The 26,367-nt window shown below is 39.0% G+C and carries 25 protein-coding genes; 2 read left to right on the top strand and 23 right to left on the bottom strand.

The features are described 5' to 3' along the window. Positions 1–16: 16 nt before the first annotated feature. The 4 genes from QKW49_RS17400 to QKW49_RS17385 all read right to left on the bottom strand — a co-directional run bounded on the left by QKW49_RS17400 (position 17) and on the right by QKW49_RS17385 (position 3,293). On the bottom strand, positions 17–376 hold the full coding sequence (locus QKW49_RS17400) for a rod-binding protein (RefSeq protein ID WP_282863932.1): 360 nt from the start codon (positions 374–376) through the stop codon (positions 17–19). 128 nt (positions 377–504) lie between these two features. Then, positions 505–1,308, bottom strand: a complete 804-nt coding sequence (gene flgG / locus QKW49_RS17395) for a flagellar basal-body rod protein FlgG (RefSeq protein WP_282863931.1) — start codon at positions 1,306–1,308, stop codon at positions 505–507. 179 nt (positions 1,309–1,487) lie between these two features. Further along, complete coding sequence (locus QKW49_RS17390; RefSeq protein WP_282863930.1) at positions 1,488–2,261, bottom strand: flagellar hook-basal body protein; 774 nt, start codon at positions 2,259–2,261, stop codon at positions 1,488–1,490. 15 nt (positions 2,262–2,276) lie between these two features. Next, the gene (locus tag QKW49_RS17385) at positions 2,277–3,293 is read right to left on the bottom strand and encodes a rod shape-determining protein (RefSeq protein ID WP_282863929.1); all 1,017 of its coding nucleotides are present in this window, start codon (positions 3,291–3,293) and stop codon (positions 2,277–2,279) included. 295 nt (positions 3,294–3,588) lie between these two features. On the opposite strand from QKW49_RS17385, the gene spoIIID reads away from it, so the two are divergent. After that, positions 3,589–3,849 (top strand): sporulation transcriptional regulator SpoIIID, encoded by a 261-nt coding sequence (gene spoIIID / locus QKW49_RS17380; protein ID WP_282863928.1) that lies wholly within the window; start codon positions 3,589–3,591, stop codon positions 3,847–3,849. 50 nt (positions 3,850–3,899) lie between these two features. On the opposite strand, the gene QKW49_RS17375 is transcribed toward spoIIID, so the two are convergent. The 5 genes from QKW49_RS17375 to QKW49_RS17355 all read right to left on the bottom strand — a co-directional run bounded on the left by QKW49_RS17375 (position 3,900) and on the right by QKW49_RS17355 (position 9,911). Then, positions 3,900–4,757 carry a M23 family metallopeptidase gene (locus QKW49_RS17375; RefSeq protein ID WP_282863927.1) on the bottom strand — a complete coding sequence of 286 codons (858 nt, stop codon included), beginning with the start codon at positions 4,755–4,757 and terminating at the stop codon, positions 3,900–3,902. Between the two features lie 87 nt (positions 4,758–4,844). Continuing rightward, the gene (locus tag QKW49_RS17370) at positions 4,845–6,191 is read right to left on the bottom strand and encodes an enolase C-terminal domain-like protein (protein WP_282863926.1); all 1,347 of its coding nucleotides are present in this window, start codon (positions 6,189–6,191) and stop codon (positions 4,845–4,847) included. A 525-nt stretch (positions 6,192–6,716) separates the two neighbouring features. Continuing rightward, positions 6,717–7,718 carry a stage II sporulation protein D gene (spoIID, locus tag QKW49_RS17365; RefSeq protein WP_282863925.1) on the bottom strand — a complete coding sequence of 334 codons (1,002 nt, stop codon included), beginning with the start codon at positions 7,716–7,718 and terminating at the stop codon, positions 6,717–6,719. 157 nt (positions 7,719–7,875) lie between these two features. Further along, a complete protein-coding gene (gene murA / locus QKW49_RS17360) occupies positions 7,876–9,129 on the bottom strand; it encodes a UDP-N-acetylglucosamine 1-carboxyvinyltransferase (RefSeq protein WP_282863924.1) in 1,254 nt (417 codons plus the stop codon). A gap of 32 nt (positions 9,130–9,161) precedes the next feature. Next, entirely contained in the window at positions 9,162–9,911 is a 750-nt protein-coding gene (locus tag QKW49_RS17355; protein WP_282863923.1) for a YwmB family TATA-box binding protein, read from the bottom strand. A 269-nt stretch (positions 9,912–10,180) separates the two neighbouring features. Between QKW49_RS17355 and rpoN the strand changes: the two genes are divergently transcribed. After that, entirely contained in the window at positions 10,181–11,548 is a 1,368-nt protein-coding gene (gene rpoN / locus QKW49_RS17350) for an RNA polymerase factor sigma-54 (RefSeq protein ID WP_282863922.1), read from the top strand. Positions 11,549–11,648: 100 nt separating this feature from the next. On the opposite strand, the gene QKW49_RS17345 is transcribed toward rpoN, so the two are convergent. The 14 genes from QKW49_RS17345 to QKW49_RS17280 form a co-directional block, all read right to left on the bottom strand. Further along, the gene (locus tag QKW49_RS17345; RefSeq protein WP_282863921.1) at positions 11,649–12,305 is read right to left on the bottom strand and encodes a V-type ATP synthase subunit D; all 657 of its coding nucleotides are present in this window, start codon (positions 12,303–12,305) and stop codon (positions 11,649–11,651) included. A 181-nt stretch (positions 12,306–12,486) separates the two neighbouring features. Further along, a complete protein-coding gene (locus QKW49_RS17340; RefSeq protein ID WP_282863920.1) occupies positions 12,487–13,860 on the bottom strand; it encodes a V-type ATP synthase subunit B in 1,374 nt (457 codons plus the stop codon). Position 13,861: 1 nt separating this feature from the next. Further along, positions 13,862–15,631 (bottom strand): V-type ATP synthase subunit A, encoded by a 1,770-nt coding sequence (locus tag QKW49_RS17335; protein WP_282863919.1) that lies wholly within the window; start codon positions 15,629–15,631, stop codon positions 13,862–13,864. Positions 15,632–15,878: 247 nt separating this feature from the next. Continuing rightward, on the bottom strand, positions 15,879–16,199 hold the full coding sequence (locus tag QKW49_RS17330; protein ID WP_282863918.1) for a V-type ATP synthase subunit F: 321 nt from the start codon (positions 16,197–16,199) through the stop codon (positions 15,879–15,881). Beyond that, the gene (locus QKW49_RS17325) at positions 16,192–17,196 is read right to left on the bottom strand and encodes a V-type ATP synthase subunit C (RefSeq protein WP_282863917.1); all 1,005 of its coding nucleotides are present in this window, start codon (positions 17,194–17,196) and stop codon (positions 16,192–16,194) included. The genes QKW49_RS17330 and QKW49_RS17325 overlap by 8 nt, the downstream gene beginning before the upstream one ends. Before the next feature lie 87 nt (positions 17,197–17,283). After that, on the bottom strand, positions 17,284–17,880 hold the full coding sequence (locus QKW49_RS17320; RefSeq protein ID WP_282863916.1) for a V-type ATP synthase subunit E family protein: 597 nt from the start codon (positions 17,878–17,880) through the stop codon (positions 17,284–17,286). 16 nt (positions 17,881–17,896) lie between these two features. Further along, the gene (locus QKW49_RS17315; protein ID WP_282863915.1) at positions 17,897–18,391 is read right to left on the bottom strand and encodes a V-type ATP synthase subunit K; all 495 of its coding nucleotides are present in this window, start codon (positions 18,389–18,391) and stop codon (positions 17,897–17,899) included. Between the two features lie 2 nt (positions 18,392–18,393). Beyond that, complete coding sequence (locus tag QKW49_RS17310; RefSeq protein ID WP_282863914.1) at positions 18,394–20,358, bottom strand: V-type ATP synthase subunit I; 1,965 nt, start codon at positions 20,356–20,358, stop codon at positions 18,394–18,396. Further along, on the bottom strand, positions 20,345–20,671 hold the full coding sequence (locus QKW49_RS17305; protein ID WP_282863913.1) for a hypothetical protein: 327 nt from the start codon (positions 20,669–20,671) through the stop codon (positions 20,345–20,347). The genes QKW49_RS17310 and QKW49_RS17305 overlap by 14 nt, the downstream gene beginning before the upstream one ends. Before the next feature lie 136 nt (positions 20,672–20,807). Next, complete coding sequence (gene wecB / locus QKW49_RS17300; RefSeq protein ID WP_282863912.1) at positions 20,808–21,962, bottom strand: UDP-N-acetylglucosamine 2-epimerase (non-hydrolyzing); 1,155 nt, start codon at positions 21,960–21,962, stop codon at positions 20,808–20,810. A gap of 287 nt (positions 21,963–22,249) precedes the next feature. After that, positions 22,250–23,332: an MraY family glycosyltransferase gene (locus QKW49_RS17295; RefSeq protein ID WP_282863911.1), complete on the bottom strand. Its 1,083-nt coding sequence runs from the start codon at positions 23,330–23,332 to the stop codon at positions 22,250–22,252. A gap of 324 nt (positions 23,333–23,656) precedes the next feature. Then, complete coding sequence (trpS, locus tag QKW49_RS17290) at positions 23,657–24,661, bottom strand: tryptophan--tRNA ligase (RefSeq protein ID WP_282863910.1); 1,005 nt, start codon at positions 24,659–24,661, stop codon at positions 23,657–23,659. Positions 24,662–24,721: 60 nt separating this feature from the next. Beyond that, entirely contained in the window at positions 24,722–24,886 is a 165-nt protein-coding gene (locus QKW49_RS17285) for a hypothetical protein (RefSeq protein ID WP_282863909.1), read from the bottom strand. Between the two features lie 137 nt (positions 24,887–25,023). Continuing rightward, positions 25,024–26,220: a PLP-dependent aminotransferase family protein gene (locus QKW49_RS17280; protein WP_282863908.1), complete on the bottom strand. Its 1,197-nt coding sequence runs from the start codon at positions 26,218–26,220 to the stop codon at positions 25,024–25,026. Positions 26,221–26,367 lie beyond the last annotated feature (147 nt).

The following is a 26,367-nucleotide window of genomic DNA, read 5'->3' as shown; positions in this document are numbered from 1 at the left end:
TATACTGTCACCTATATTATTTATATTTATTCTGCATTTGCCGGGATAACTGCTTAAATAGCATTTCACCTAACCCTGTCCCTTGTCCTTTACTTGCATTCGCCGCAAACTCTTCATCCAACATTGATTCAAAAGTTTGCTTTGCAAAGCTTTCCGGAACAATATCCCATTTCGGCACTGTGGCTCTCATCTGCTTATACATCATATTTATAAATACTGTCTCAAATTCCTTACACGCGTCTCTTAGCTTCTCTTCATCTTTTTCGCTAAACGCTTTTTCCAATTCCGCCTGAAAATCCTTCTCTTTTATCTTATCGACCTTACTCTCCGGTACATTCACACTACCCACACCGGAAGACAATCCATCAACCTTCATACCATCACCTAACTTGCGCTATTATTTTATGACAGTCAACTATAAAGTTGCCTACATATGATTATATTTTGATTTCCAAATCTAATTATCTATATTGTCCATTGTACATTGTACATTAACAATAAGTGCTATCTTCTCAGATTATTCGCCATTTGCAGCATCTCATCGGAGGTCTGAATCGCTTTAGAATTAACTTCATATGCTCTTTGCGCCACAATCAGTTTAACCATTTCTTCCACTACTTGAACATTGGAAGATTCTAAAAATCCTTGCATCAGTGTGCTCTTGTTTTCAATATCCATTTCCAAAATCGGTTCTCCTGAAGCTGATGAAGGAGAAACAAAGTTTGAACCGGTCTTCAATAGTCCGTCTCTATTCTGAAACTGTACTACTTGAAGCGTCTGCCCTAAAGACTGCACTACATCATCCTCATCGATATAAGTTAATTCTCCGGTAGGCCCAACAGATAGACTATTCACATCTATTCCTGTAAGATATATTTCATTATCTCCGTCATCCAATACCGCATATCCTTCTTTTGTTACAAGTTTAGCTTCTCCATCGCTTATGCTGATCTTAAAGCTTCCGTCTCTGGTGTACGCGATTTGTTCATTAGCATCTCTTACTGCAAAAAAGCCTTCCCCATCTATGGCAAAATCCAAAGGATTATCTGTTTTTTCAAGGTTTCCCATGGTATAAGCGGTCACAGTCGAAACAGGCGCCACACCGTGCCCTACCTGCAAGTTAACCGGTCTCCCTTCGCCTTCCAGTACATTCGCCCTCGAAAGAGTCTCATATAATAAATCCTTAAATTCTACTCTCTGTTTTTTGTAACCCGTTGTATTTACGTTTGAAAGATTATTGGATATTACATCTACATTAAGCTGCTGCGCAGTCATCCCCGATGCCGCAGTCCACAACGCTCTCATCATACTAAAAAGCACCCCTTTTTTTTAATGGACAATGGACAATGCACAATGTACAATATGATATCACACCTAATATTACGCCTATCACTTAATAGAGCGATTCTATATACAATTATTCACTAGTCCTTATTCGTTATTCACTATTCACTATTAATTATTCACTATTAATTATTCACTGCTTGTCACGTTTTTCCTACTTCATTAATAACCTTCTCCAACGTATCATCATACGCTTTAATTATTTTTTGGTTTGCTTCATAGGAACGCATTACATTGATCATGCCTACCATTTCTTCAATGGAATTGATATTGGAGCTTTCAATAAACCCTTGCGCGACTTGCCCGGAAAAAGGCTGAGTAATCGCACCTTCCGGTGCCTGCAACACATTGTTTCCAAATTTCTCGAAATCAGTGGTGTCTCCAAACTCTACAATTCGCAAGGTATCTACATAAGCATTATCCAGATATATACTTCCATCTTCTTGAACATGAAAGTTATCGGAAGCGACCTGTATGTATCCATCATTACCAAAAATCCGGTACCCTTCTCTTGTGGTTAGATAACCTTCTCCATCAATGACCCATGAACTATTGCGGGTATACATCTCTTGTTCTCCACCTTCTCCAGGAACAGAAACTGCAAAAAAAGCAGTATCACTGTTTCGAATGCTTATATCAGTGGGACTATCGGTACGTATGAGCGTTCCTTGCGTAAAATCCGTATGTATCTCAACTACATCACTTCCCAAACGCATTGTACCAATATTTGCATTAGCTGGCTGCCCATTTTTTATGTCATTAATCCTTTTTGTTAATAGCTCGGGAAAAGACTGTGAAACTGCAATATCTTTTTTGTATCCTGTAGTAGAGCTATTCGCAAGATTATTCGTAATAATGTCCATTTTTTTCTGTGAATTCAACATGCTGCTTGCAGAAGTGTATAATCCTCTGATCATCAGCCAACATCCCTTCTATCTTCTTTTCATCTTCGCGATACCTTCCTGCAATACCTCAATATTTTCCAGCGCCTTGCCGGTACCTAAAGCAACGCATGAGATGGCGTCTGCCGCAATAATCACATTAATTCCTGTTTTCTCATTCAAAAGCCTGTCCAGCCCACTAATCAGACTGCCTCCACCCGTCAATACCATGCCTCTGTCACTAATATCTGAAATCAGTTCCGGTGGTGTCTTCTCCAGCACCGACAGAACGGCTTCTACTATACTGGTAACAGGCTCTTCAAACGCTTCCAGCATTTCAGTAGATGTAACTGTGATGGTTCTTGGCAGTCCCGTGATGAGGTTTCGTCCTCTGACATCCATGGTGATTTCCTGGTCTCTTGGATATACAGATCCAATGGTAACCTTCATCTCTTCAGCTGTTCTTTCACCTATCATAATATTATGCTTTTTTCGCATATATCTTACAATTGCCTCATCAAACTTGTCTCCCGCGACCTTAATGGAATTGCTTACCACTGTTCCTCCAAGCGATATGACCGCAATATCGGTAGTTCCTCCTCCAATATCTACAATCATGCTCCCACATGCCTTGGCAATATCAATTCCCGCGCCAATGGCAGCAGCGATAGGCTCTTCTATTAAATATGTTTTTCTGGCTCCTGCTTGAAGAGACGCATCGATGACCGCTCTCTCTTCCACTTCCGTAACGCCACTGGGCACGCATATAATAATACGCGGCTTAAAAATCCTATGCGCACACACTTTTTTTATGAAATATTTTAACATTCTTTCGGTTATATCGTAATCTGAAATAACTCCATCTCTAAGCGGCCTGATCGCAACAATATTTCCCGGTGTTCGACCCAACATTTTTCTTGCTTCTTCACCAACAGCGAGAAGGCGATTTGTATTCTTATCAATTGCTACTACCGAAGGTTCTCTCAGTACAATTCCTTTTCCCTTGACATACACTAATACTGTTGCAGTCCCCAAATCAATACCGATGTCCTGACCAAAACCGAACAAAATACATCTTCCTCTCAAACGTAGAAATAGTCTACTCTTATTTTTTATCGTCATGTTAATGCCATTACTTTAATTATATATATTTTTTTCAATAATTAAATACTTTTTACACAAAATTTCATCAAATTACGCACAATTTACGAAACTTTAACACTTATTCTACATCTCGGGCATCTTTTTAAACACCAATCTATGATTCCCTCATTTTTTTGATTTTTAATGATTCCATGTAATATCCGTGCAGAATGAAGCATATATATGTACAGAGCATTACGTAATAAGGGGGGCCGCTCAGTTGAAAGTATATATAGAAGAACGAACAGTAGCGCTGGCTGAATATATCATTGATAACAAAGCAACAGTACGAGAAACTGCAAAGAAATTTGGCATTTCAAAATCAACAGTACATAAAGATGTAACAGAGCGACTTCTAAAGATAAATCCTAATCTTGCCGAAAACGCAAAGATGATTTTGGAGGAAAACAAGGCAGAGAGGCATATACGGGGCGGACTGGCCACCAAGAAAAAATATAAAAAAGAACGAAAAGAGAAATAGATCAAAACATATGAAAGAGCCCGGGTATAGATCCGGGCTCTTTCATATGTTTAATTCGGCAATAGTGTAACAGGATCGACATTTTTTCCATCTTTAATGACTTCAAAATGAAGATGAGGCTGGTCACCGATTTCAAACGCCGCCGTATCTCCAACGCCGCTAATTGCTTGTCCCTGTTTTACACTTTGTTTTTCTTTAACCATATTATCTGTAGATAAGTTACAATATTTAGTTTTAAGCCCATTTCCATGGTCAATCACGATGGTGATACCAAGACCATCATCCTTATATATCTTTTCTATTATACCATCTGCTGCTGCTTTGACTTGAGTACCTCTATCACTTTTGATATCAATGCCATTATGGGTACGCCACTCCTCCAGCGTTTTTGAATACACAAGATTCTCTTTTGCATATCCTAAAATCACCTCTCCGTCTACCGGTGGGAGCAAGCGATTAATAACTTGCGTCTTTTGATCCTGTTGTTTCTGCGCATCCGATGACTTGGCACTCTCTTTCTCTACAAGTGGCTGCTCTACAACAATAATTTTTTCTTTTTGCTCATTATTTGTTTTTGCTGTCTCTTGTTTTTTCTGATCAGGTGCATTAGTATTTTCTTCATCTGCAATATCCGCAGGCTGTGTGCTGCTTGCAGAATCTGCATTTGCAATAACCGGAATATCTGATGGTTCAACGATATCGCCCGATGTTTCATCAATTACCGGTTCCTCATCAATGATCCCATTCTGTGAATAAAACTCAAGATTATTTCTGGTTACAAGAACAGCTGTAGCACCTATAATGACCACGCATACAAATAAAACCACGTAGAACCCCTTTTTATCTAAAAACTGCATAAGCTTGCCCTTAGAATCGGGGTCAAGTTTTTTTAATAATGTTTTTTTCATTTAATTCTACACCTCCGTATAGTATTATTGCCATAATTGGCAATATTATACTCAACAGAAGTGTAAGTAAATTACTTTTTTATAAAATTATCTAACCATGCATGCTTTTTTACTGTCAAATTTCCAATTGCTGATCAAATACTGCATAGCAAGGGCATCATCACGTTCGCCTGAACTCATTTTACTATATAACTTGTTTGCTTCCATTACTTTATCCATATCAATTTCGATACCCAAACCAGGCTTTCTAGGTATTTCTATTAGTCCGTCTGCAATTTGCATAGGCTCTTTGGTTAACCGCTGGCCATCCTGCCATATCCAATGGGTATCCATCGCGGTAATATCCCCGGGAGCCGCAGCGGCTACATGGGTAAAGATGGCTAATGATATATCAAAATGATTATTGGAATGGGATCCCCAGGTCAGTCCCCAGTCATCACATACTTGTGCCGCACGTACCGAACCGCTCATTGTCCAGAAATGAGGGTCAGCTAAAGGTATATCTACCGCATTCAGTACAATGGAATGATGGAATTGGCGCCAATCTGTCGCAATCATGTTTGTCGCTACCGGCAACCCGGTTACCCTTTTAAACTCAGACATAATTTCGCGCCCGGAAAAACCTTTTTCTGGGCCGCAAGGATCTTCCGCATAAGTTAAAATTCCATGCAAGCCTTTGCATAAACGTATCGCTTCATCTAAAGACCATGAACCGTTCGGATCAAGATTGATACGCGCATCCGGAAACGCCTTTGCCAATGCCTTTACCGCGTCAATTTCTTTTTCTCCTTCAAGAACTCCTCCTTTTAATTTGAAATCTTTAAACCCGTAATGTTCTTTTGCTGCATGAGCAAGCTCTACAATGGCTTCTGCTGTCATAGCCTCGCGTCTTCTCAATTTAAACCAGCTATCTTTACTGCCGCTTTCATCGATATAAGGAAGATCGGTTTTATTTTTGTCAGCTACATAAAACATGTAACCTAATAGCCGTACAGCATCTCTTTGCTTTCCATCTCCGAGCAGAGATGCAACCGGCAGATCCATATACTTTCCTAACAAATCCAATAGTGCTGACTCTACGGCTGTTTCTGCGTGAACCACAAACTTTAAATTTTTCAAATCTAAATTCTGCAACCCTTGTCCATCGTTTTCATCAGCATGATGCATTCTGTTTCTTAAACTGTTTATGATCCCTTTATGATCTCCAATAGGTTTTCCTACTACCAACGGTTTATAGTCCTCAAGAACTTCTTTGATTGCTTCGCCGCCATGGATTTCCCCAAGTCCTGTATTTCCTGAACTGTCTGTTAAAATGACGATGTTTCTAGTAAAAAAAGGATAATGCGCTCCGCTCAAACTTAAAAGCATACTATCGTAACCTGCTACCGGAATTACTTTCATGTCTGTCACAATAGGCGTCCCTTTAATATTCATATCCATCCCTCCCAAATATCTTTTGCTTATTAACAGATTCACTTTAATAGCTTTGCTTTTCTCACAAAAATATGTTTATTAATTCTCTCATTTTTGTTTTGACTACACTCTTAAACATAAGCAAACTTAATGCCAATATTTATTATGAAATAAAAAACCTTATCCTCGGCATATAATGAAGCAAAATTCACCATGACACAATCCTATTACAAAGACGGCTGCTGGCTGTCTTTGGAGACTATAGGTTATCAATGCGGACGGTCAAAGGCCGCCCCTACCGCTATGCCATGCACAAAATTTCACATAAGTCATTTCTTAATACCAAAAGACTATGGAAAATTATACTTTCTTATACGTTAAAAAAGAGAAAAATCTAAAATTGTATGATTTTTCTCTTCTCTTCGAACGAGTGTTATTTTCAATTATCGCATTCAAATAGTATTTTAATATTTGCAACGTTATATTTACTATGATTTTCATTTTTGAAACATTATATACCGATATCCAAATTGAAACCTACCCTGATTAATTAAGCAATTCATTACCTATCTTTACAATCTCTACATCCTTATAATAATGTGTTAAAATCTGATCATAGGTTTTGCCTTGATCTGCAAGGTAGTTTGCACCATATTGACTCATTCCCACACCATGGCCGTTTCCTGATACATTGAATATAACCGTATCATCTCCAAACTCGATTGTAAAATGGGCTGAATTCAATGCAAATATACTTCTGATTTCTGTTCCTTTAAATTCGCAGCCCCCTATCGTGATGTTTTTAATACTTCCTGCTTCAGTTTTTTCAATCTTTTCAATCCAAGTCTTATTATCATTTTTAAACACTATTTCCGGCTTATTATTACTTAACTTACTCTTAAATTCTGATAATGGTACTTGCACTACAGATGTATATTTGGGAGACAATTCTTCACCGTCACTGTCAACGCTTCTTAAATACGGAATCGTATTGGTCCATACTTCCTCCGAATTTTCTGTCATACCGCTGCTGGTTGAATGGAATACCGCATCAATAGGTTCAGAATCATATGTCACTATTAAATCTACCGTTTCGTCCACAGCTTTACTGATTTTGTCCCAATATTTTTGTGCAGAAAGTATTGCCCATTTGTTCATAGCATCTTCTTTACTAATCCAAGCTTTACAATGTGCCGGATTGGTGCAAATATCGGCCCCCTTATGCTCAGGTATAACGGTATTATTATTTTTATGATTGAGATATCGATGAAAAAAGTAAGTTCTAGCCACTACAGCTTGTGCTTTCAACGCTTCGATATTAAAACTGGCAGGCATTTCTGCTGCTACAACTCCTTTTAAATATTCATTAAAATCCATCTCTACTACCTTATCCTCTTGTTCGATATATACCTTAATCATTCCCACCTTTTCCTCTACCTTTTTAGGTATAGGCCGAGGCTCACTCTTACTGCATCCTTTTACAAGGACAAGAGGAATCAGTATAATGACCAACATTAAGAAAATGACTGCATATCCTAGCTGCTTCAATTCTTGCACCCCCATGCTTTGTCCATATTTATATGTATATGTCTATATTGCATAATTTAGAATAATGAGATTAACTTAAAAACAACAACGGAGGCGGTTCTTATTATAAAATTTCTTATAATAAGAACCGCCTCCGTTGTTGCCTTAAGGCTTTAATCTATTCAACTCGCCGGATCTTCGCACCTAGCGATATCAACTTCTTTTCAAAGTTATGATAACCTCTATCGATATGCTCCACTTCACCAATTTCCGTTTCTCCATCCGCTGCTAACCCCGCTAATACCAACGCAGCGCCTGCCCGCAAGTCTGTTGCTTTAACCTGCGCGCCGGTTAGTTTTTTAATACCTTCTATTACAGCCGTTCTGCCATCTATTTTTATATTTGCTCCCATTCTTTTTAATTCACTGGCATGCATAAAACGATTTTCAAAAATCGTCTCTGTAATAATACTCGTGCCATCAATAATACTCATCAATGACATAAATTGCGCCTGCATATCTGTAGGAAAACCCGGAAATGGCATAGTTTTTAAATCTGATGGTTTATATCTGTCTGCTGCACTAACACTGATTGAAGTGTCATCTTCTTTAATCCCTATTCCTATTTCTCTCATTTTCGCACTTACAGGCTTTAAATGATCCGGCATTACATTTTCTATCTTAATAGTCCCTTTGGTAATCGCAGCTGCTACCATAAAAGTTCCCGCCTCTATGCGGTCGGGAATAATGGTATGATTGCATCCTTTTAAATCTTTTACTCCTGAAATACGGATAGTATCTGTACCTGCGCCTTTAATATCCGCACCCATGCTGCTTAGAAAATTGGCAAGATCTACGATCTCAGGCTCTACCGCTGCATTCTCAATAATGGTCTGACCATCTGCCACACAAGCAGCCATGATGATATTCTCGGTCGCACCTACACTTGGAAAATCAAGATATATTTTGGCTCCTTTAAGTTTTTTGGCCTTTGCCTCAACATATCCATGCCCTTGTGTGATCTTGGCTCCCATTGCCATAAAACCTTTCAAGTGAAGATCTATAGGCCTTGTTCCAATGGGACATCCGCCCGGCAGTGAGACCCGGGTACGCCCCATACGCGCCAATAGCGGTCCCATTACCAAAAATGAAGCTCTCAATTTACTAGCCAAATCATAGGATACTTCATGATTCTTTAACTTCGATGAGCGTATCCTTACGCTGTAATTTTCCAATGGACTTACATCCAATCCTATCCATTTAATCAGTGCAATCATATTTTCTATATCTTTTAAATTAGGAATATCTTCAATAGTGCTGTCTCCATCGGCCAACAAGCAGGCAGCCAATATCGGTAAAGCTGAATTCTTTGCTCCGCTGACTCTTACTGTCCCACTCAGTGGTGGTGTATGATTAATGACTATTTTCGACACGTATATTCTTCCTTTCAATATCAATTAGCCCATTACTTAATTATTTTTGGAGCTCTAAAGGTAATGTAAGTTTTATCTTCATGTTCTGTATATCTAATGTCTAATTGCGCCTTATTGTCTCTTTGCTCTAAGGTAACCGGATTATTGTACGAACCACTAGGTTCAAAAACACTTACATAATCATCTTGTGCCTGATCAGATGGCCCTATTTTATACACATCTCCAAAAATTCCTCTATTAAGAGTTTCAATGAGACCTTCATCCATTCTTCCTCTATATGTCCCAGTAATACTGTTATTTACTTCTAAAGAGGTAACGTAGGGCATTAGTATTTGTTGAATTCTTATTTTTGTTTTGTTCAAATCATTATTGACGTCATCTTGGATTACTTCCAAAGTTATGTAACTTTTTATCTCGTTTTCTTTATCGGATCGTTCCGACCATGCGGTAATTTTGATCTTTTCGTCATCTGTCGTGCGAGAAAAAATGCTGTATTCATTGTATGAATCACTAGAGTTATTTTCCTCTTGAATTGTTGACATATCAATATTTAAATGATTTACAACCGTTTTAACAATATCTTTTAAATCTTCTGTTTGCATACTACAATTACATAACAAGCCTTTAAATGACATATTAGACATCAAGGCTTGCACATTCGTTTGATTAAAAGTACTTATCACCTCTTGTTCATAGGGTATTTTCTTATCTACTGAAGAGAAAACTAAAATAGTAAGGCTAACGAAGAGAATAATAATAAAACTATAAAATGACTTTCGCATAATGTTCGCTCCTCTTGATGTAATCTACATAATTTTGCCCGTACTACAATTATTACCTCATCAGAAAATGTATATACATGTAATATTTTTCTGCATCCCCTATAATCACCATACATTATATTATGTAACCTTGTGCGGATATGTTAACAAATGCAAGGGATAAATTACCTGCATATCTATAATCAAATTTAAAGTTTGTGTATTGTAAAGAAATATTTTATAATGTAAAGTATATAATATATAAATAAGATTTTTGGAGGGTACATGATATGATGGATATGCATATATCTAATAACATTGAGGTCACCCAAAAAGTTGTAGCTACCCCTCAGTTGCAACAATTTGTAAAAATACTTCAAATGGGTTATCAGGAATTAAATAAATTTATTGAGCAGCAATCTCTTGAGAACCCTGTAATCGAAACAGAACCAAACTATGAGGATATGGAACACTATGAAAAATTGAAAAAAAAGCTGGAATGGTTAGAAGATTCTGATGAAGAAAATCGAATCTATCATCAAGCGCCTGAAGATAAAGATGATTTTCAACACACAATCGTCTCCAACGAACAAGACAGCCTGGAGTATCATTTGCTCTCGCAATTGGAATTATTATCCCTTTCTTCTGCAGAATACAAAATAGCCAAGTATCTTATTCAATCGTTAGACCAAAACGGATATCTTGAAATGGATGTAAATGAAATTGCAGAGATATTTAAAGTAAACGTAGAAATAGTGCAAAACTGTTTAAAAATAATTCAAACTTTCGAACCCTCAGGTGTAGGTGCTCAGACATTAAAAGAATGTCTTTTGATTCAACTAAAAAATAAAGACATTCAAAATGACCAACTCTCTATGCTTATTACTCATTATCTTGATGAGCTGGGAAAAAACAAGCTGCATACAATAGCAAAAGAAATGAATATCACTATTGATGAAGTTAAAAAGCTATATTCTATTATTAAAACCCTAAATCCTTACCCCGGAAATTCATTTAGCTCCGGCCAGCAGGTAAGATATATAAAACCTGATGTCATTGTGGTCAAATTTAAGGATTACTATGAAGTCCTGCTGAATGATTTTGCATATCCAAAGATGAATATCAGCAGCTACTATAAGAGTATGCTTACTTCTGCCAATGATAATGATACCAAGAGCTATATATCGAAAAAAATCGAGCAAGCTTCATGGATCATAAAGTGTATCGACCAGCGAAACAGTACTTTATTAAATGTAGCCAAAGTCATTGTTGAAGTACAGAAAAAATTCTTTGATGTAGGCCCCGGACATCTTGTACCGATGATACTGAAAGATGTGGCCGACCTTCTCTCTGTACATGAATCTACTGTCAGCCGAACAGTAAATGATAAATATCTACAGTGTCCGTGGGGAATATTTGAATTAAAATACTTCTTCTCTTCCGGTTTTAACAATGACACGCAAGCAGATATGACTTCAGAAAATATAAAGATCGTCATTAAAGAAATTATAGACAATGAAAATAAGAAGAAGCCCTTTAGTGACCAAAAAATTACCGATTTATTAAAACAAAAAGGATTGTCTATTGCCCGGCGAACAGTTGCAAAGTATAGAGAAGAAATGAATATTCCTTCAGCATCGGGAAGAAAAGAGTTTTAATAACTGTATAGGATCTGCCTTTTACTAATAGAAACAGTATAAAGCAAAAAGAGCGTAGTTACCAACAACTACGCCCTCTTTTTATGCTTCTTTCGATATGCTATTGTGCCGCAGCCCTTCTGGCCTGCTCAATCATCATATCCTTGACTTTCATTAGTCTTGTTAATGTTCCTCTTTCGTTTTCATCAAGTTTCATAGTAATGTACTTGATGGTCTCTGTAAGCTGAGGAATCATAACATATTCCAAAGCATTTACCCTTCTTCTTGCTTTTTCTATTTCTTCAGCCAGCAACTGCGCCGATTTTTCCATCTGGGCGAGTTCCAGCATATATGGGAGTACTTCTGATAAAGTACCTATTGCACTATCTAGCTCTCCGGAAGTGGTTGCAAACCCGTACGGATATATATTGCTCTCATCTTCGCTCTGTGTCTTAAAATCCAAAACCGGAACATCAACACTCATGATATTCTTAGTAGACACGTCAAGAGACACCTGCTGTTTTGGAAACATTAAGGATTCCTCCAAGATTTCAGAAGACATGACGGCTCTTGCAATAAGAAAGTTACTGTGCACTCTCATTAACATCTCTTCTACTTTTTCTCGAAGATCCTTATTTTTCCTTACCAGTTCGAGAAACTGCTTCATCAATTCGTCTCGTTTGTCTTTCAGCAGCTTATGACCTCTTCGTGCTACCTTCAACCTTTTCTTAAGACGTGTTAACTCCATACGGGTAGGATTTACGCGCATTATCGCCATGTTACTCTCTCCTTTAACAGTGGGGAGTGGACAGTGGGGAGTTACTCCCTGCTAATCCTACTTTCCACTCCGACCCAAATACATCTAAATAAGTAATCCGATTAGATTTAATAGTTAAGAAATATGATAGTGCCGGATTGGCGAAGATTTGATCTCCCCACTCCGCACTACCCACTCCCTACTATTTTTTAGGCAAATACTTATCTAAATATTCATCCTTTATACGCTTCAATTCTCCCCTAGGCAGTATTGATAACAGTCTCCAACCAGTCTCTAATGTTTCCTCTATCGACCTGCCTTCTTCAAATCCTTGTGATACATATTCTTTTTCAAACGCATCGGCAAATTTAGCATACAGTTTATCCGCATCAGACAATGCCGCTTCACCAAGAATGACCATCAATTCTTTTGCTTCCTTACCTCTTGCATAGGCAGCAAATAACTGATTCATTGTATCCGCATGGTCTTCACGGGTTTTTCCTTTACCGATCCCTTTATCCTTTAGACGGGATAAAGAAGGTAAAACATCAATAGGAGGCATTACGCCTTTTCTATATAATTCTCTACTGAGAATAATCTGGCCCTCAGTAATATACCCTGTAAGGTCAGGAATCGGATGCGTCTTATCATCCTCAGGCATCGTCAGAATCGGTATCATTGTGATACTTCCGTTCTTATCCCTTTTTCTTCCTGCTCTTTCATAAAGTGTAGCAAGGTCGGTGTATAGGTAACCGGGATATCCTCTACGTCCCGGTACTTCTTTTCTAGCTGCGGAAACTTCACGCAATGCCTCTGCATAGTTAGTGATATCCGTCAATATGACAAGTACGTGCATATCCTTCTCAAAAGCCAAGTATTCTGCCGCAGTAAGCGCCATACGCGGTGTGTTGATACGTTCAATTGCAGGATCGTCCGCAAGGTTAATAAACATTACCGCACGGTCGATCGCACCGGTTTTCTTAAACTCGGTAGTAAAGAAGTTCGCTTCTTCAAAAGTAATACCGATCGCTGCAAATACAACTGCGAAGTTTGTATCTGCACTACGTACCTTTGCTTGTCTTGCAATCTGTGCCGCTAACTCTGCGTGAGGCAAACCTGATCCGGAGAATATCGGAAGTTTCTGTCCTCTAACCAATGTATTCAGACCATCAATAGCAGAAACACCTGTCTGTATAAACTCCGAAGGATAGTCTCTTGCCGCAGGATTCATCGGAATACCGTTAATATCCATGCGGGCATCCGGGATAATATCCGGGCCGTTATCTTTAGGTCTTCCTAATCCGTCAAATACTCTTCCCAGCATATCAATAGAAACCGGGAATTCTATTCCTCTGCCTAAAAATCTTACCTTGCTCTCTGCCAGGTTAATACCGGCTGCGCTTTCGAAAAGCTGAACCAGCGCATTGTCTTCATTTACTTCAAGAACTCTGCATCTTCTTATCTCACCGCTCGCCAGTTCAATCTCACCCAGCTCACCGTATGTTACACCTTCAACTCGTTTTACAAGCATCAAAGGACCCGCAACTTCAGATATTGTTTTATACTCTTTCAGCATATTACTCACCCTCCTTTGATACTAAAGCGCCCATTTGTTCCGCTAAATCTTTTTCAATGCCGTTAAATACCTCGTCAACCTGTTCTTCAGCGGTATACTTTGCCCTACCGATTCTATCTCTAACAGCTAGTTCGAACATTTCCTTGATACTTGCACCTGCTTCTAAGGCTTTCTTCCCTTGGTAATAGAATCCCATAATAAGCTTCAGCAATCTATACTGCTTATGAAGGGAAGTATAAGTATCTATATCATGGAAGGCGTTTTGATGCAAATAGTCTTCACGAATAGACTTGGCCGCTTCTAATGTCAATCTATCGCCGGCTGATAATGCGTCAACCCCTACCAACCTTACGATTTCTTCTAATTCAGCTTCTTCCTGAAGAACAATCATTGTATCTCTTCTTAAAGAACTCCAATCCTTCGCAACATTTTCTCCGATCCATTCGTTCAATCGTTCAACATATAACGAATAACTCTGAAGCCAGTTTATTGCAGGGAAGTGTCTTCTATATGCAAGGCTGGCATCAAGTCCCCAGAATACCTTAACGATACGAAGAGTGGCCTGTGATACCGGCTCGGAAATATCTCCTCCCGGAGGCGATACGGCTCCGATTGCCGTCAGTGCGCCTTCTCTTCCGTTGGTGCCTAAGCTTACAACTCTACCGGCTCTCTCATAGAACTGTGCAAGTCTGGAACCTAGATATGCAGGATATCCTTCTTCACCAGGCATTTCTTCCAAACGTCCGGACATTTCTCTCAGTGCTTCCGCCCAACGGGAAGTGGAGTCTGCCATCAGCGCCACGCTGTAACCCATATCTCTGAAATATTCAGCAATGGTGATCCCTGTATAAATGGATGCTTCACGCGCCGCAACCGGCATGTCTGAAGTATTGGCGATCAACACGGTTCTTTTCATTAGAGATTCCCCTGTTTTCGGGTCTTTCAATTCAGGGAATTCCATAAGAACGTCTGTCATCTCATTACCACGTTCTCCACAGCCGATATATACAACGATATCCGTATCTGCCCATTTTGCAAGCTGATGCTGTACAACTGTCTTACCGCTTCCGAAAGGTCCGGGAACGGCGGCTACGCCACCTTTTGCTATTGGAAACAGTGTATCGATAACCCTCTGTCCTGTAATCAGCGGGGTATCCGGCGGAAGTTTCTCTGCATACGGTCTTCCTTTACGTACCGGCCACTTCTGCATCATTTGAACGTTTACTTTTTCACCGTTGTTCTTTTTAATCACTGCAACCGTATCTTCAATTGTAAACTCTCCGGCAAAAATCTCTTCAACCGTTCCATCAATTCCATACGGAATCATGATCTTATGTTCAACTACTACTGTCTCCTGTACCTTACCAATAACATCCCCGGTAGTTACTTTTTCGCCTTTTTTCACTACAGGTTCAAATTTCCACTTTTTCTTCCTATCAAGAGCAGGTACATCTATACCTCTGGTGATATTACTTCCTACTCTTGCGCGCATTTCTTCCAACGGTCTCTGAATCCCGTCAAACATAGCCTCTATTAGACCTGGCCCTAATTCAACACTAAGCGGATATCCTGTAGATACAACAGGTGCACCGGGACCTAAGCCTGCGGTTTCTTCATAAACCTGAATAGAAGCTCTATCGCCATGCATCTCGATTATTTCACCAATCAGTTTATGTTCACTAACACGAACTACGTCAAACACATTTGCATCTCTCATCCCTTCAGCAATAACCAAAGGACCGGATACTTTTACGATTGTTCCCTGACTCAAATCAATCTCACCCTACTTTCTACTTGTAATGGTGGGGAGTGGGGAGTAAGGAGTGGGGAGAAAAAACTCCGGCTCATCCTACGCTCTAACCACATATCCCAGTAGCTTTCTATTTAGTTACTTAACTATCTTCATTCAATTAATTGCATATTTACAAAATTTTATTTGATATTTTTGTCTACGCTATGAAGAGGCGCTGAACTTGAGGATAGAAGATAAATACTCCCCACTCCCCACTATTCACTCCTCACTCATCTCTAAACAATATATCTGCCCCAACGGCACGTTCTACTGATTTCTTAACTCCTTGCATTCCTATCCCTAGAGCGCCCTGATTTCCCGGAATAGGGATAATCGCTGGGAACCTGTCATCTTTATATTGGTCTATACTCGAAACAATATCTTTTGCGACTTGTTCTGTGATATAAATTACCGCGTATTTATCCCGAGCCAACTCATGTAGGATTTTCTCGGCCTCAGAAGGTTGGGTGACAGAAAAAACCGACAAACCAAGCGCTTTAAACCCGAGAATACTGTCTTTATCTCCTATTACCCCAATCTTATACATAAGCTTCTCTCAGCCTTTCCCTAATAATTTCATTAGAAATATTATTGATCTTCCCAACCATAATAATTCTAGCAATCTTAATCTCATTCTCTTTTGCTATTAAATATCCAACCAATGGTTCAATACCTAAAAATATATATTTTGCTTTTTTTACAAAAGAAGTCATAAAATTGTCAGAGAGCTTTTCAAATACCGTCAAACTTCCGGTATTCTTGAAGTTCTCTATTCCTTCTTCACAAAAATGCCCGTACGATGTATATCTCAACACATCTATAAAGCTTTCCAATGTGCCTTCCAGTTTCTCAATAAATACTTTTTCATCAATCCGGCCACCGGGGATCAGTACTTTACTTAAGAAATCCCAAGATTTTTTAAGCCTCTTTACCCGTAAAAACATTTTAATATTTGCCAGATCAATCAATATTTCTACCAGCTCTATAATAAACCTAATCTTTGAACGCTGTGCTGTTTCTTTCATCAATTGAAAGCTTGCTTTATCCAAAATCAAGTCTATACTTTGAGGATCTCCGGTTCTATTAAAGGTATCTATGCATTCTTCAATGGCTTTTTGCATAATCAAAGGCATTTCCGACATATTTCTGTCTTTAATCATAATCTTTAGACGGCCAGCTGTTATAGAACCCGTATCTGTCAGCAGTTCATCAAAATCCTGCCCTAAAAACTCTGCCTTTAATATGACTTTGGTATTATGAAAATCATTATTGATCAAGAATATATCAAAAACTTCCGGCTGCGGTGCAATTTCCTTTAATAGCTTATACACCTTTTTATGTTCTTCTTTTAATAGCATTTCATATTGAAAGACATCGGATACTTCTCCGCCGGAATAGCCATAGTCAGCATCAAGTAATACTTTTAACGATTCTTCCGCCGTTTTCGCTTCCACCATTCTATCAATCTTGCTCCGATCCAGCAGCTTTCTTTCAACGGCTCTTACCCTCGCAGCAGCATATGCGTATTGTGTATCATTGCTCACTGTTCAACATTCCTCCTCTCTCATTAGGAATGTAGAATAGAGTATTGAAAGCTTATCACTTTCAATTCTCAATTCCCAATTCTCAATTTAAAATAGTGCCTTCACCACTTCTGATTCCAATTCATCACGCTGCATCCTTATAATCGCATCAAAGGAGTTGTTGATTTCTATATCACCCTGTCTTAAGACAAAACCACCATTCATATTTCTTCTCTCATCAGATAATACAATATTGCCTGGCAGCCCTTTTTCTTTTACCTTTTTATTCACTATCTGAATAAAATCTGTTCCTAACTTTTTCGCATCATTATCAGATATAATAACCTCTTCTTCGCCGGTTCCTGCCGAGCTTGCAATCATATCGGTCAAAATGCTCTGATATTTCTCAGTCGGTAAAGTGCTTAGTTTTTGTAATGTCTTTTCAAAAGACTCTTCAATAATCACCTGCTTAGCCTGAAGTTTTTGCTTTCTTCCTTCAAGTTCTGCTACAGCTATTAATCTCTTCTTTCTTTCCACTGCTTCTTTTTGAGATTTCTCAATCATTGCCTCTTTCTTTTGTTGAGCTTCTTTTTTTGCAGCTTCAAGAATATCAGCGGCTTCTTTCTCAGCCTGTTCAAGATTTTTCTGTGCCTGCAGGCGGGCTTCCTCCAGTATTTTTTCTTTTATCTTTTCTGCTCCTGCCATTTAGGACACTCCCTTATTATAAATTGATACCAAAGATCATTAATATGGATGCCAGCAATGCTAAAACGGCATATGTCTCAACCATCGCAGCAAACGTAATACCTTTTGCAAGTTCTTCAGGACGCTTTGCGATAATACCAACACCTGCTGCTGCCGCTCTACCCTGTGCAATACCTGAGAATAATCCTACGAATGCGATTGGAAGTGCAGCTGCAAGGAAATACATCCCTTGTATAGTAGTCAATTCCTGCATGGTACCGCCAACTACACCGATTCTATTCAAAATAACAAACGCTGTAAGCAAACCATAGATGCCCTGCGTTCCGGGAAGTGCCTGAAGCAATAACGCTTGACCAAATTTGCCAGGATCTTCTGTAACGACTCCTGCAGCAGCCTCACCGGCAATACCAACACCTCTTGCGGATCCTGTTCCCGCTAGCAGCACTGCCAAAGCAGCCCCTAACATTGCTAAAGAATTTCCATCAAACAATAAGTTAACCCAGTTTTCCATAATTAATTTGCCTCCTTGTCATCTACTTGAATATATTTTGTATTTATTTTTAGAGGTTCAAAGGCTTTGCCTCCGCCCTCATAGAATTTACCGAAAAACTCTACGTACTGCAAACGGCTTGCATGTACATACGCACCCAATGCGTTGATTAAGATGTTAAATGCATGCCCTCCGATGAATACAATGGTAAGAATGATAATACCTAAAACATTGAATCCGAACAGTGACCCCATGGTATTAACAACTGTGGCGATAACACCTGTGGCCAATCCAAGCGCCAAAAGTCTTGAATAGGACAAAACATCACTGAGATAACCGGTTACATTGTAAAGGCTTAATATACCTGTCAGGAGCTTTTTAAATATGCCGTTTTCATTTCTTCCTTGTGTTAGAACGAGAAGAGCTGCGCCGGCAATCGCCATATATTTTCCTGCTGCTCCAAACGATCCCCCTATGATCATAAAAGCAAGTCCCGTAAGCAGAACATACCATGACCCTACATCGAATACCGCATCAAGGACTTTGCCATCCTTGATAAATTTATATGCTTGCAATCCCATCCCTACATAGAGATGAATACCTCCAAAGATAAAGGACCATATAAGAAGTTTCATAGGATCCCCCAAAGGATCAAACCACAATGATAAATCTAAATCCGGCTGATTGGTCAATATCTGAATGATGTTTCCAAACCATCCTCCGAACAATGCTCCCCATATAAAAGTGGAGATCCCTCCAAAGAACAACATCTTTACAAGCTTATGCGCTAAACCTTCCAACTTGTATCTGGCTAGTATGATCCCTGTAATTGCTGCCAATGTAAGTCCATATCCGGCATCACTGACCATTAAGCCGAAAAACACAAAATAAAACGGAGCCATAAAAACATTAGGGTCAATACCTTTAGAGCTTGGCAAACTGTAAAGTTCGGTAATCATTTCAAAAGGCTGTACAAATGAGTTATTTCTAAGCAGTATCGGGAATTCTTCTTCCTTATCCGGCTTCTGAATATCTACCATACAATCCCACTTGCCATCAATTTCCCCTCTTACTTTACCGGAAACCTCTTCCGGAACCCATCCTTCCAGCATAAAGACTTTTCCTGTCTTCACTAGCCTGTTTAATACGTGCTTTCTATCCTTTTGTACTACAAGATCATCATGCAGCACTTCTATATTCTGCTTTTCGCTTGCCAATGCGGCAATATCTTTCTCTACCTTTTCTCTTTTTTTCTCAATATCTTTGATTTCATTTGCAGCTTTGAAAATATTATCCTCAACAGTACCCTCTAGCTCTTTAAAAGATACTTTGGTAAAACCGTATTGCTTAAGTACTCCCATTGCTTCTTCTTCGTGAGCATAGTAGTAAATAACCAGTAAATAACTTTGGTCTTTGTCCTGATTGATAAGCTCAAAATAGCTTTCCGCAACTTGGGTATATAACTCCTGCTTCATCTTATCTGCATCTACAAGAGCCGGTACAACCCCAATCGCAATTGCGGTATGTTTTGTTGAATCTGCCTCAACCGGGATACTAAGAGCTTTCCATGGTTCAAGTGATGCAATAAGATTTGAAAGCCTGTTTTCTTCTGACCGCAGTGTGGATAGTTCTTCTATGTATCCACTGATTTTGTTGACAGTATTCCATATTGTGTCTTTACTATCTATAATCTGGTCATACTGACTGCGGCTTACCTTTCTCTTAGGCTCAAACAATCCTTTCTTACGAGTATCATACTTTGACAGATACTCAATTGCAGACTTTACTGAAGCAATCTCTTCCTCTAGTTGCACTACCTCAACTTCGTCCCCATCTTTCACTACCAATTCAGACCATTCCTGCTCGGATAATCTCTGTTCGATATTGTTGATTTCCACAACGCCCATTTTCATAAGACTTTCAATAATTCGGTCTTTATCTGATTCAAGGCCGATTAGGGAAATCTTATTCATATTAACTATTGCCATGGGCTTTCACAATCCTTCCCATTATTATATCCGCTGCATTGTCAATTTTGGTACGGGCTTGCTGTTGTAAATCGGCACATTCATTTGAAATTTGTTTGTCGATCTTCTGAACTTCATCCTGTGCGGCTTGTTCTGCCTTTAAAATAATCGCGGCAGCCTCTTTTTCTGCCTCCTGCAAAGCCTGGTCTATTAGTTTATATGCCTGATTTTGGGCTTCTGAGACAATCTGGCGCGCGTCCAGTACGGACTGCTTTTTAATCTGCTCCGCCTCAAGCTCAGTTTGCTTAATAGACCTTAGAATATCAATTGACACACCATCACCACCTTGTTATAAATAAATGAATAAAGATAATAAGATTTGAAAATAATATTTTCATATAACACTTATTATACTTATATTGCATAGGGATTGTCAATATTTTAACATCATAACAATTGCATTAATTTCATTATTTTTGGTCAAAATCACTAATTCTCTCTACTGTAAGCCCAAAATAATATTGGATAGCTTGCACAATTCTGAAGGAAGCATTTCCGTCACCATAAGGGTTTACCGCCTTTGCCATTATACTGTATTCATTGTAATCATCTATAAGTATTTTTGATAACTTTACAATCTCATCCTTATTTACTCCTGCAACTTTAACTGTACCTGCGGCTACAGCTTCCGGACGTTCGGTTTCATTCCGAAGCACCAGCACCGGTTTACCCAGAGATGGCGCCTCTTCTTGCAATCCGCCCGAATCAGTAAGCACCAGATAGCATCGCTTCATCAGATTATGAAGTTCTTCAACATCCAGCGGCTCAATCAGATGGACACGAGGAACATTTCCTAATATTTCAAAAACCGTATCTTTTATTATAGGATTAAGATGTACAGGATAGACGATCTCTACATCTTCATACTGCTCCGCCAATTGCTTTAGTGCGCTGCAGATATCCCTGAGAGGTTGTCCTAGATTTTCCCTGCGATGCGCTGTGACCAGAACCGTTTTATTTTCTTCATATTTCAGGTCTTGCAGCACCTTCGTCTTAAACTTATAGTCTTCTTTTACCGTTGTCTTCAGCGCATCTATCACGGTATTCCCTGTAATATATATAGTATCTTCTTTTATCGCTTCATTTATTAAATTAAGTTTATTTGTTTCTGTGGGCGCAAAATGTAAGTCCGCTAAAACCCCGGTGAGTTTCCTATTGATTTCTTCAGGATATGGAAAATATTTGTCAAAAGTCCTCAACCCCGCTTCCACATGCCCTACCTTAACTTTGTTATAAAAAGCTGCCAAACTTCCGGCAAATGTCGTACTGGTATCTCCATGCACCAATACCATATCCGGCTGTACCTTTTTTATGACTTCATCAAGCCCTTCCAATGCCCTCGTGGTAATGGTAGTTAAACTTTGTCTCTGCTGCATAATATCCAAATCATAATCAGGCTTTATGTCAAATATATCTAGAACTTGGTCCAGCATCTCCCTGTGTTGTGCTGTTACACATACGATAGATTCTATCTTCTCACATCTTTCCAATTCTTTTACCAACGGCGCCATTTTGATTGCCTCGGGTCTGGTACCGAAAACAGTCATTACCTTTATTTTTTCCATATGTATGTTCCTTTCTTAATAAGCATGTATTTAACCATCTTCCAGCAATATACAAATATCCTAGTTAAGACTTTCAATTTATTAGACTATATGTCATGCGAGCTCTCGTAGGGGCGGACGACCCTACACCTAACCATTTAAATTGATAATAGTTAGATTGCAAATATAAAATACCTCAACATGGATTTTGATGATATATATTCATATACATGATTATAATATATAACAAATAAAAACAAAAGCCACCATACAACGAAAATCGTTGTGTGTGACTTTAATTTTATATATTAATTCTCAGGAGACTCGGTCTCCTCCGTATTGGTTTCTACCGTTTGCGGAACAGGTTCAAACTTATACCTCGCACCTGCAATCACAAAAACCAACACCGATAGAATAAGCACCATGGCGCTAAACGCCCCGCTGCCTGTTAAAACTACAGCACTCAATCCTAAAATCCCGCTTATGGTATACAATATGATGACTGTCTGTCTCTGCGAAAATCCCATATCTATCAACCGGTGATGCAAGTGTCCTCTGTCCGCCTCCATAATGGACTTGCCGTTTATCAATCTTCTCAATATGGCATATCCCGTATCAAAGATAGGCAGTCCCAAAATAAGCAGAGGTACTGCAAACGATATTACCGCATAAAATTTAAGCAAACCTTGTATGGATACCGTAGCCAAAATAAATCCCAGAAAGGTCGCACCGGTATCACCCATAAATATCTTGGCCGGGTTAAAGTTATAGGGCAAAAACCCAAGGCATGCGCCTGCCAATGCTGCCGTCATCATTGCAATATAAGTAAGATCTCCGGTAAGCAGTGAAATAAACAGCAAACAGATAGAAGCAATGGAAGAGATGCCCGCAGCCAATCCGTCCAATCCGTCAATCAAATTCACCGCATTGGTCACCCCGATAATCCACATTACCGTGACCGGAATAGACCAAATCCCTAATTGAATGGTTTCTGTACTGCTGAAAATATTAGGATTGGTAATGCCCTCAATCCGTACGCCATGAAAAACGACGATAAGTGCAGCGGCGATCTGAACGACAAGCTTTATGCTCGCCCTTAATTGTTTGACATCATCTATGATCCCCAGAAGAACAATTACCAAGGCGCCTAACAGTATGCCTCTTACACTTTCATCAATCTTCACAAAAGCTATTACGCTGATAATAAATCCATAGAAAATAGCTAGTCCCCCTAACCGCGGGATGGGTTGTTTATGTACTCTTCTCGCGTCTTTAGGAACATCTATCGCACCGACTTTATATGCAATACTTTTCGCCAAAGGAGTGGCCGCAAAAGCAATAATAAACGCAACAATAAATGAAAGCACCAAAAATAAATTTTGATAACTCAAAATATACACCCCTTTTTTTGTTAAATACTCATTAGCATATTACACCATATTTTACGTTGTCAGGCTAATTCTATATCTAATAAAATTTATTGTCAACTATATAATTGGAAAAGTTATTTAAATTTAATATTACTTTAGTGGGGAGTGAGGAGTGAATAGTGAGGAGAGCGTAAAGACTCCCCCACTCCCCACTAAATGATTCCTGATGTAAATTCTTGATTAGAACTTATATAGCTACAAAAATTTTACATAAGATATTTGGCAACAATAAAAATACTACTACGATTTACATTACTTATGACGTAGTAGTATTTTTATTGTTCCCTAATTTTTAGGTACAAAACCCACTTTTTTATAAACTTTCTTTAATGTCCTGCTTGAAATACTTAATGCTTTCTCCGCGCTTGCAGTATAGATCTGCTGCACGTAGTCTTTATCATTCATCATTTGTTTATATTTTTCCTGGATAGGCCTTAGGCTTTCAACTACAACTTCCGCTACTTCCTCTTTAAGTTGTCCATAGCCCTTGTCCGCAAAATGTTCTTCTGTTTGCTGCATATTTTTACCGGATAAACTTGAGTAAATGGAAAGCAAGTTATTTATACCGTCTTTTCCTTCGGCAAATCTTATTTCATTATCCGAGTCGGTTACCGCCCGTTTCACTTTACGCCTTATTACATCAGGACTATCCAGCAGCGCTATAAACGCGTTCTCATTATCATCCGACTTAGACATCTTTTTAGTAGGTTCCTGCAGACTCATGATTCTAGCACCCACCTCAGGAATATACCCTTCCGGAACCGTAAAAGTCTCACCATAAATATGATTGAATCGAAGCGCAATATCTCTCGCTATTTCCAAGTGCTGCTTCTGGTCGCTGCCCACAGGCACAAGGTCTGTCTGATAGAGCAGAATATCCGAAGCCATCAATACAGGATAGGTGAACAAGCCAGAATTAATATTATCTTCATGTTTGGCAGACTTATCTTTAAATTGCGTCATTCTGCTCAGTTCACCCATATATGTATAACAGTTCAAAATCCATGCCAACTCGGCATGAGTACTCACATGTGACTGGAAGAAAAGCAGATTTTTTTCAGGATCAAGTCCGCACGCAATATACTGCACTAAAAAATCCATACATCTCCTGCGAAGTTCTTTCGGGTCTTGTCTCACAGTCAAAGAATGCAAATCCACTACAGAAAAACAGCAGTTGTACTCATCCTGTAATTTTATCCAGTTTTTCAAGGCACCTATATAATTTCCCAGGGTCAAACAGCCGCTGGGTTGTATTCCACTAAAGATTACTTTCTTTTTTACCTTCTCCATCTTTATCACTCACTTTCATAATAGTTCACAGGTCACGGTTCACAGTTCACAGCCCCTAATCTAAAGTCCGATTAACCACATAGAGGAAATCGGACATGGGGACTGGTCTGCTGTCAGGCCTGGTTTTTGGCCGGACTGCGGCCCTGTCCCCGTGTCAGATTTTCGAACGATAAGCACTTTTCCAGTGATTTCGGACTGTCCCTGCTGTTTGCCTGGTTTTGGCATAACAGAGGGACTGTCCCCATGTTTGATTTTCGACCAATTAAGCACTTTTTCACAGTTCCTTATGGCGCACTTATTCCCGATCACAGTATATTTTCTGTGAACTGTTAACTGTGAACCGTGAACTGCTAAACTGTGAACTAATTGTTCATTGCTTTCAACATATCTCCAAGGATCTTAATCCCCTGCTCGATCTTTTCTTCTGTTGCGGTGGAGTAATTTAATCTAAAGCTGCTGCTTGGCTTATCCATATCTGCCATAAACGTATTGCCCGGTACAAACGCAACCTTTTTCTGTATAGCCTGCTTTGCCACTTCACCAGCATTAAACCGTTCCGGCATCATGCACCAAATGAACAAGCCGCCTTCAGGTCTTGTATAAGTGCAAAAATCCGGGAAATACTTATCCATACATTCCAGCATAAGATTGCATCGTTTCCCGTACAAATCTCTGCACTCTTGTATATGTTCTTCAATATTATAATTTTTAATATACTCAGTCGCCAATACCTGTGCGAATATATTGGTATGAACATCATTCACCTGTTTCACAACAATAATCTTATCCAGAATTTTAGAAGGTGCAACCACCCATCCCAACCTTAAACCCGGAGACAATATTTTAGAAAATGATCCGGCATACACAACCCGTCCGTTCTCATCCATGGACTTAATGGTGGGAATATCCTCTCCTCTGAACCGTAGTTCCCCATAAGGGTTATCTTCAATGATATAAACATTATACTGCTCGGCAAGTGCCAGCAGCTTCTTTCTCTTTTCCAAACTCATTGTAATACCGGATGGGTTTTGAAAAGTTGGAATAGTATAGATTAACTTTACATTATTGTTATTCTTCAATACGTCTTCCAATTGTTCTACATTCATACCGTCACTCTCAACATCTACAGGTAGAAGTTGAGCATTATATGCACGAAAAGCGTTTAATGCACCGATGAAACTAGGATTTTCAATGATAATTCCATCACCTTCATTTAAGAATACCTTGGCGGTTAAATCTATACCCTGCTGCCCGCCACTCATAATAGCAACATCATCATCCTGTTTTCCTATGCCGATCTTACTCATTCTCTGCTTTACAATCTCTTTGAGCGGCGCATATCCATCCGTCACACTATACTGAAGTGCAGCCGTACCGTTACCTAACAAGATGTCCTGAGCAATTTGCGCCAGTTCTTTTGTTGGAAATGTTTCAGGTGCGGGATTTCCTCCGGCAAATGAAATCATATCGGCATTCTGCAGTACTTTAAAAATTTCTCTAATGGCCGACCCCTTCAATCCCTTTACACGTTCTGAAAACATACTTTCTATATTGTCCATAGTTATAACACCTCTCTAATTAATAGTATTCTTTTTATTTTCAAGCCTCACTTGTTTTTTATTCATTATAGCACACTTAATTCTAGAAACACACATATATAAAGATATTCAATTTACATTCACAAGAATTTTAGTAATCATTCTTAA

The sequence above is a fragment of the Petroclostridium sp. X23 genome (genome assembly GCF_030013905.1).
GTDB lineage: Bacteria > Bacillota > Clostridia > SK-Y3 > SK-Y3 > X23.
The sequence above is the reverse complement of the archived record's forward strand: the minus strand, read 5'-3'. Positions and strand labels throughout refer to the sequence as shown.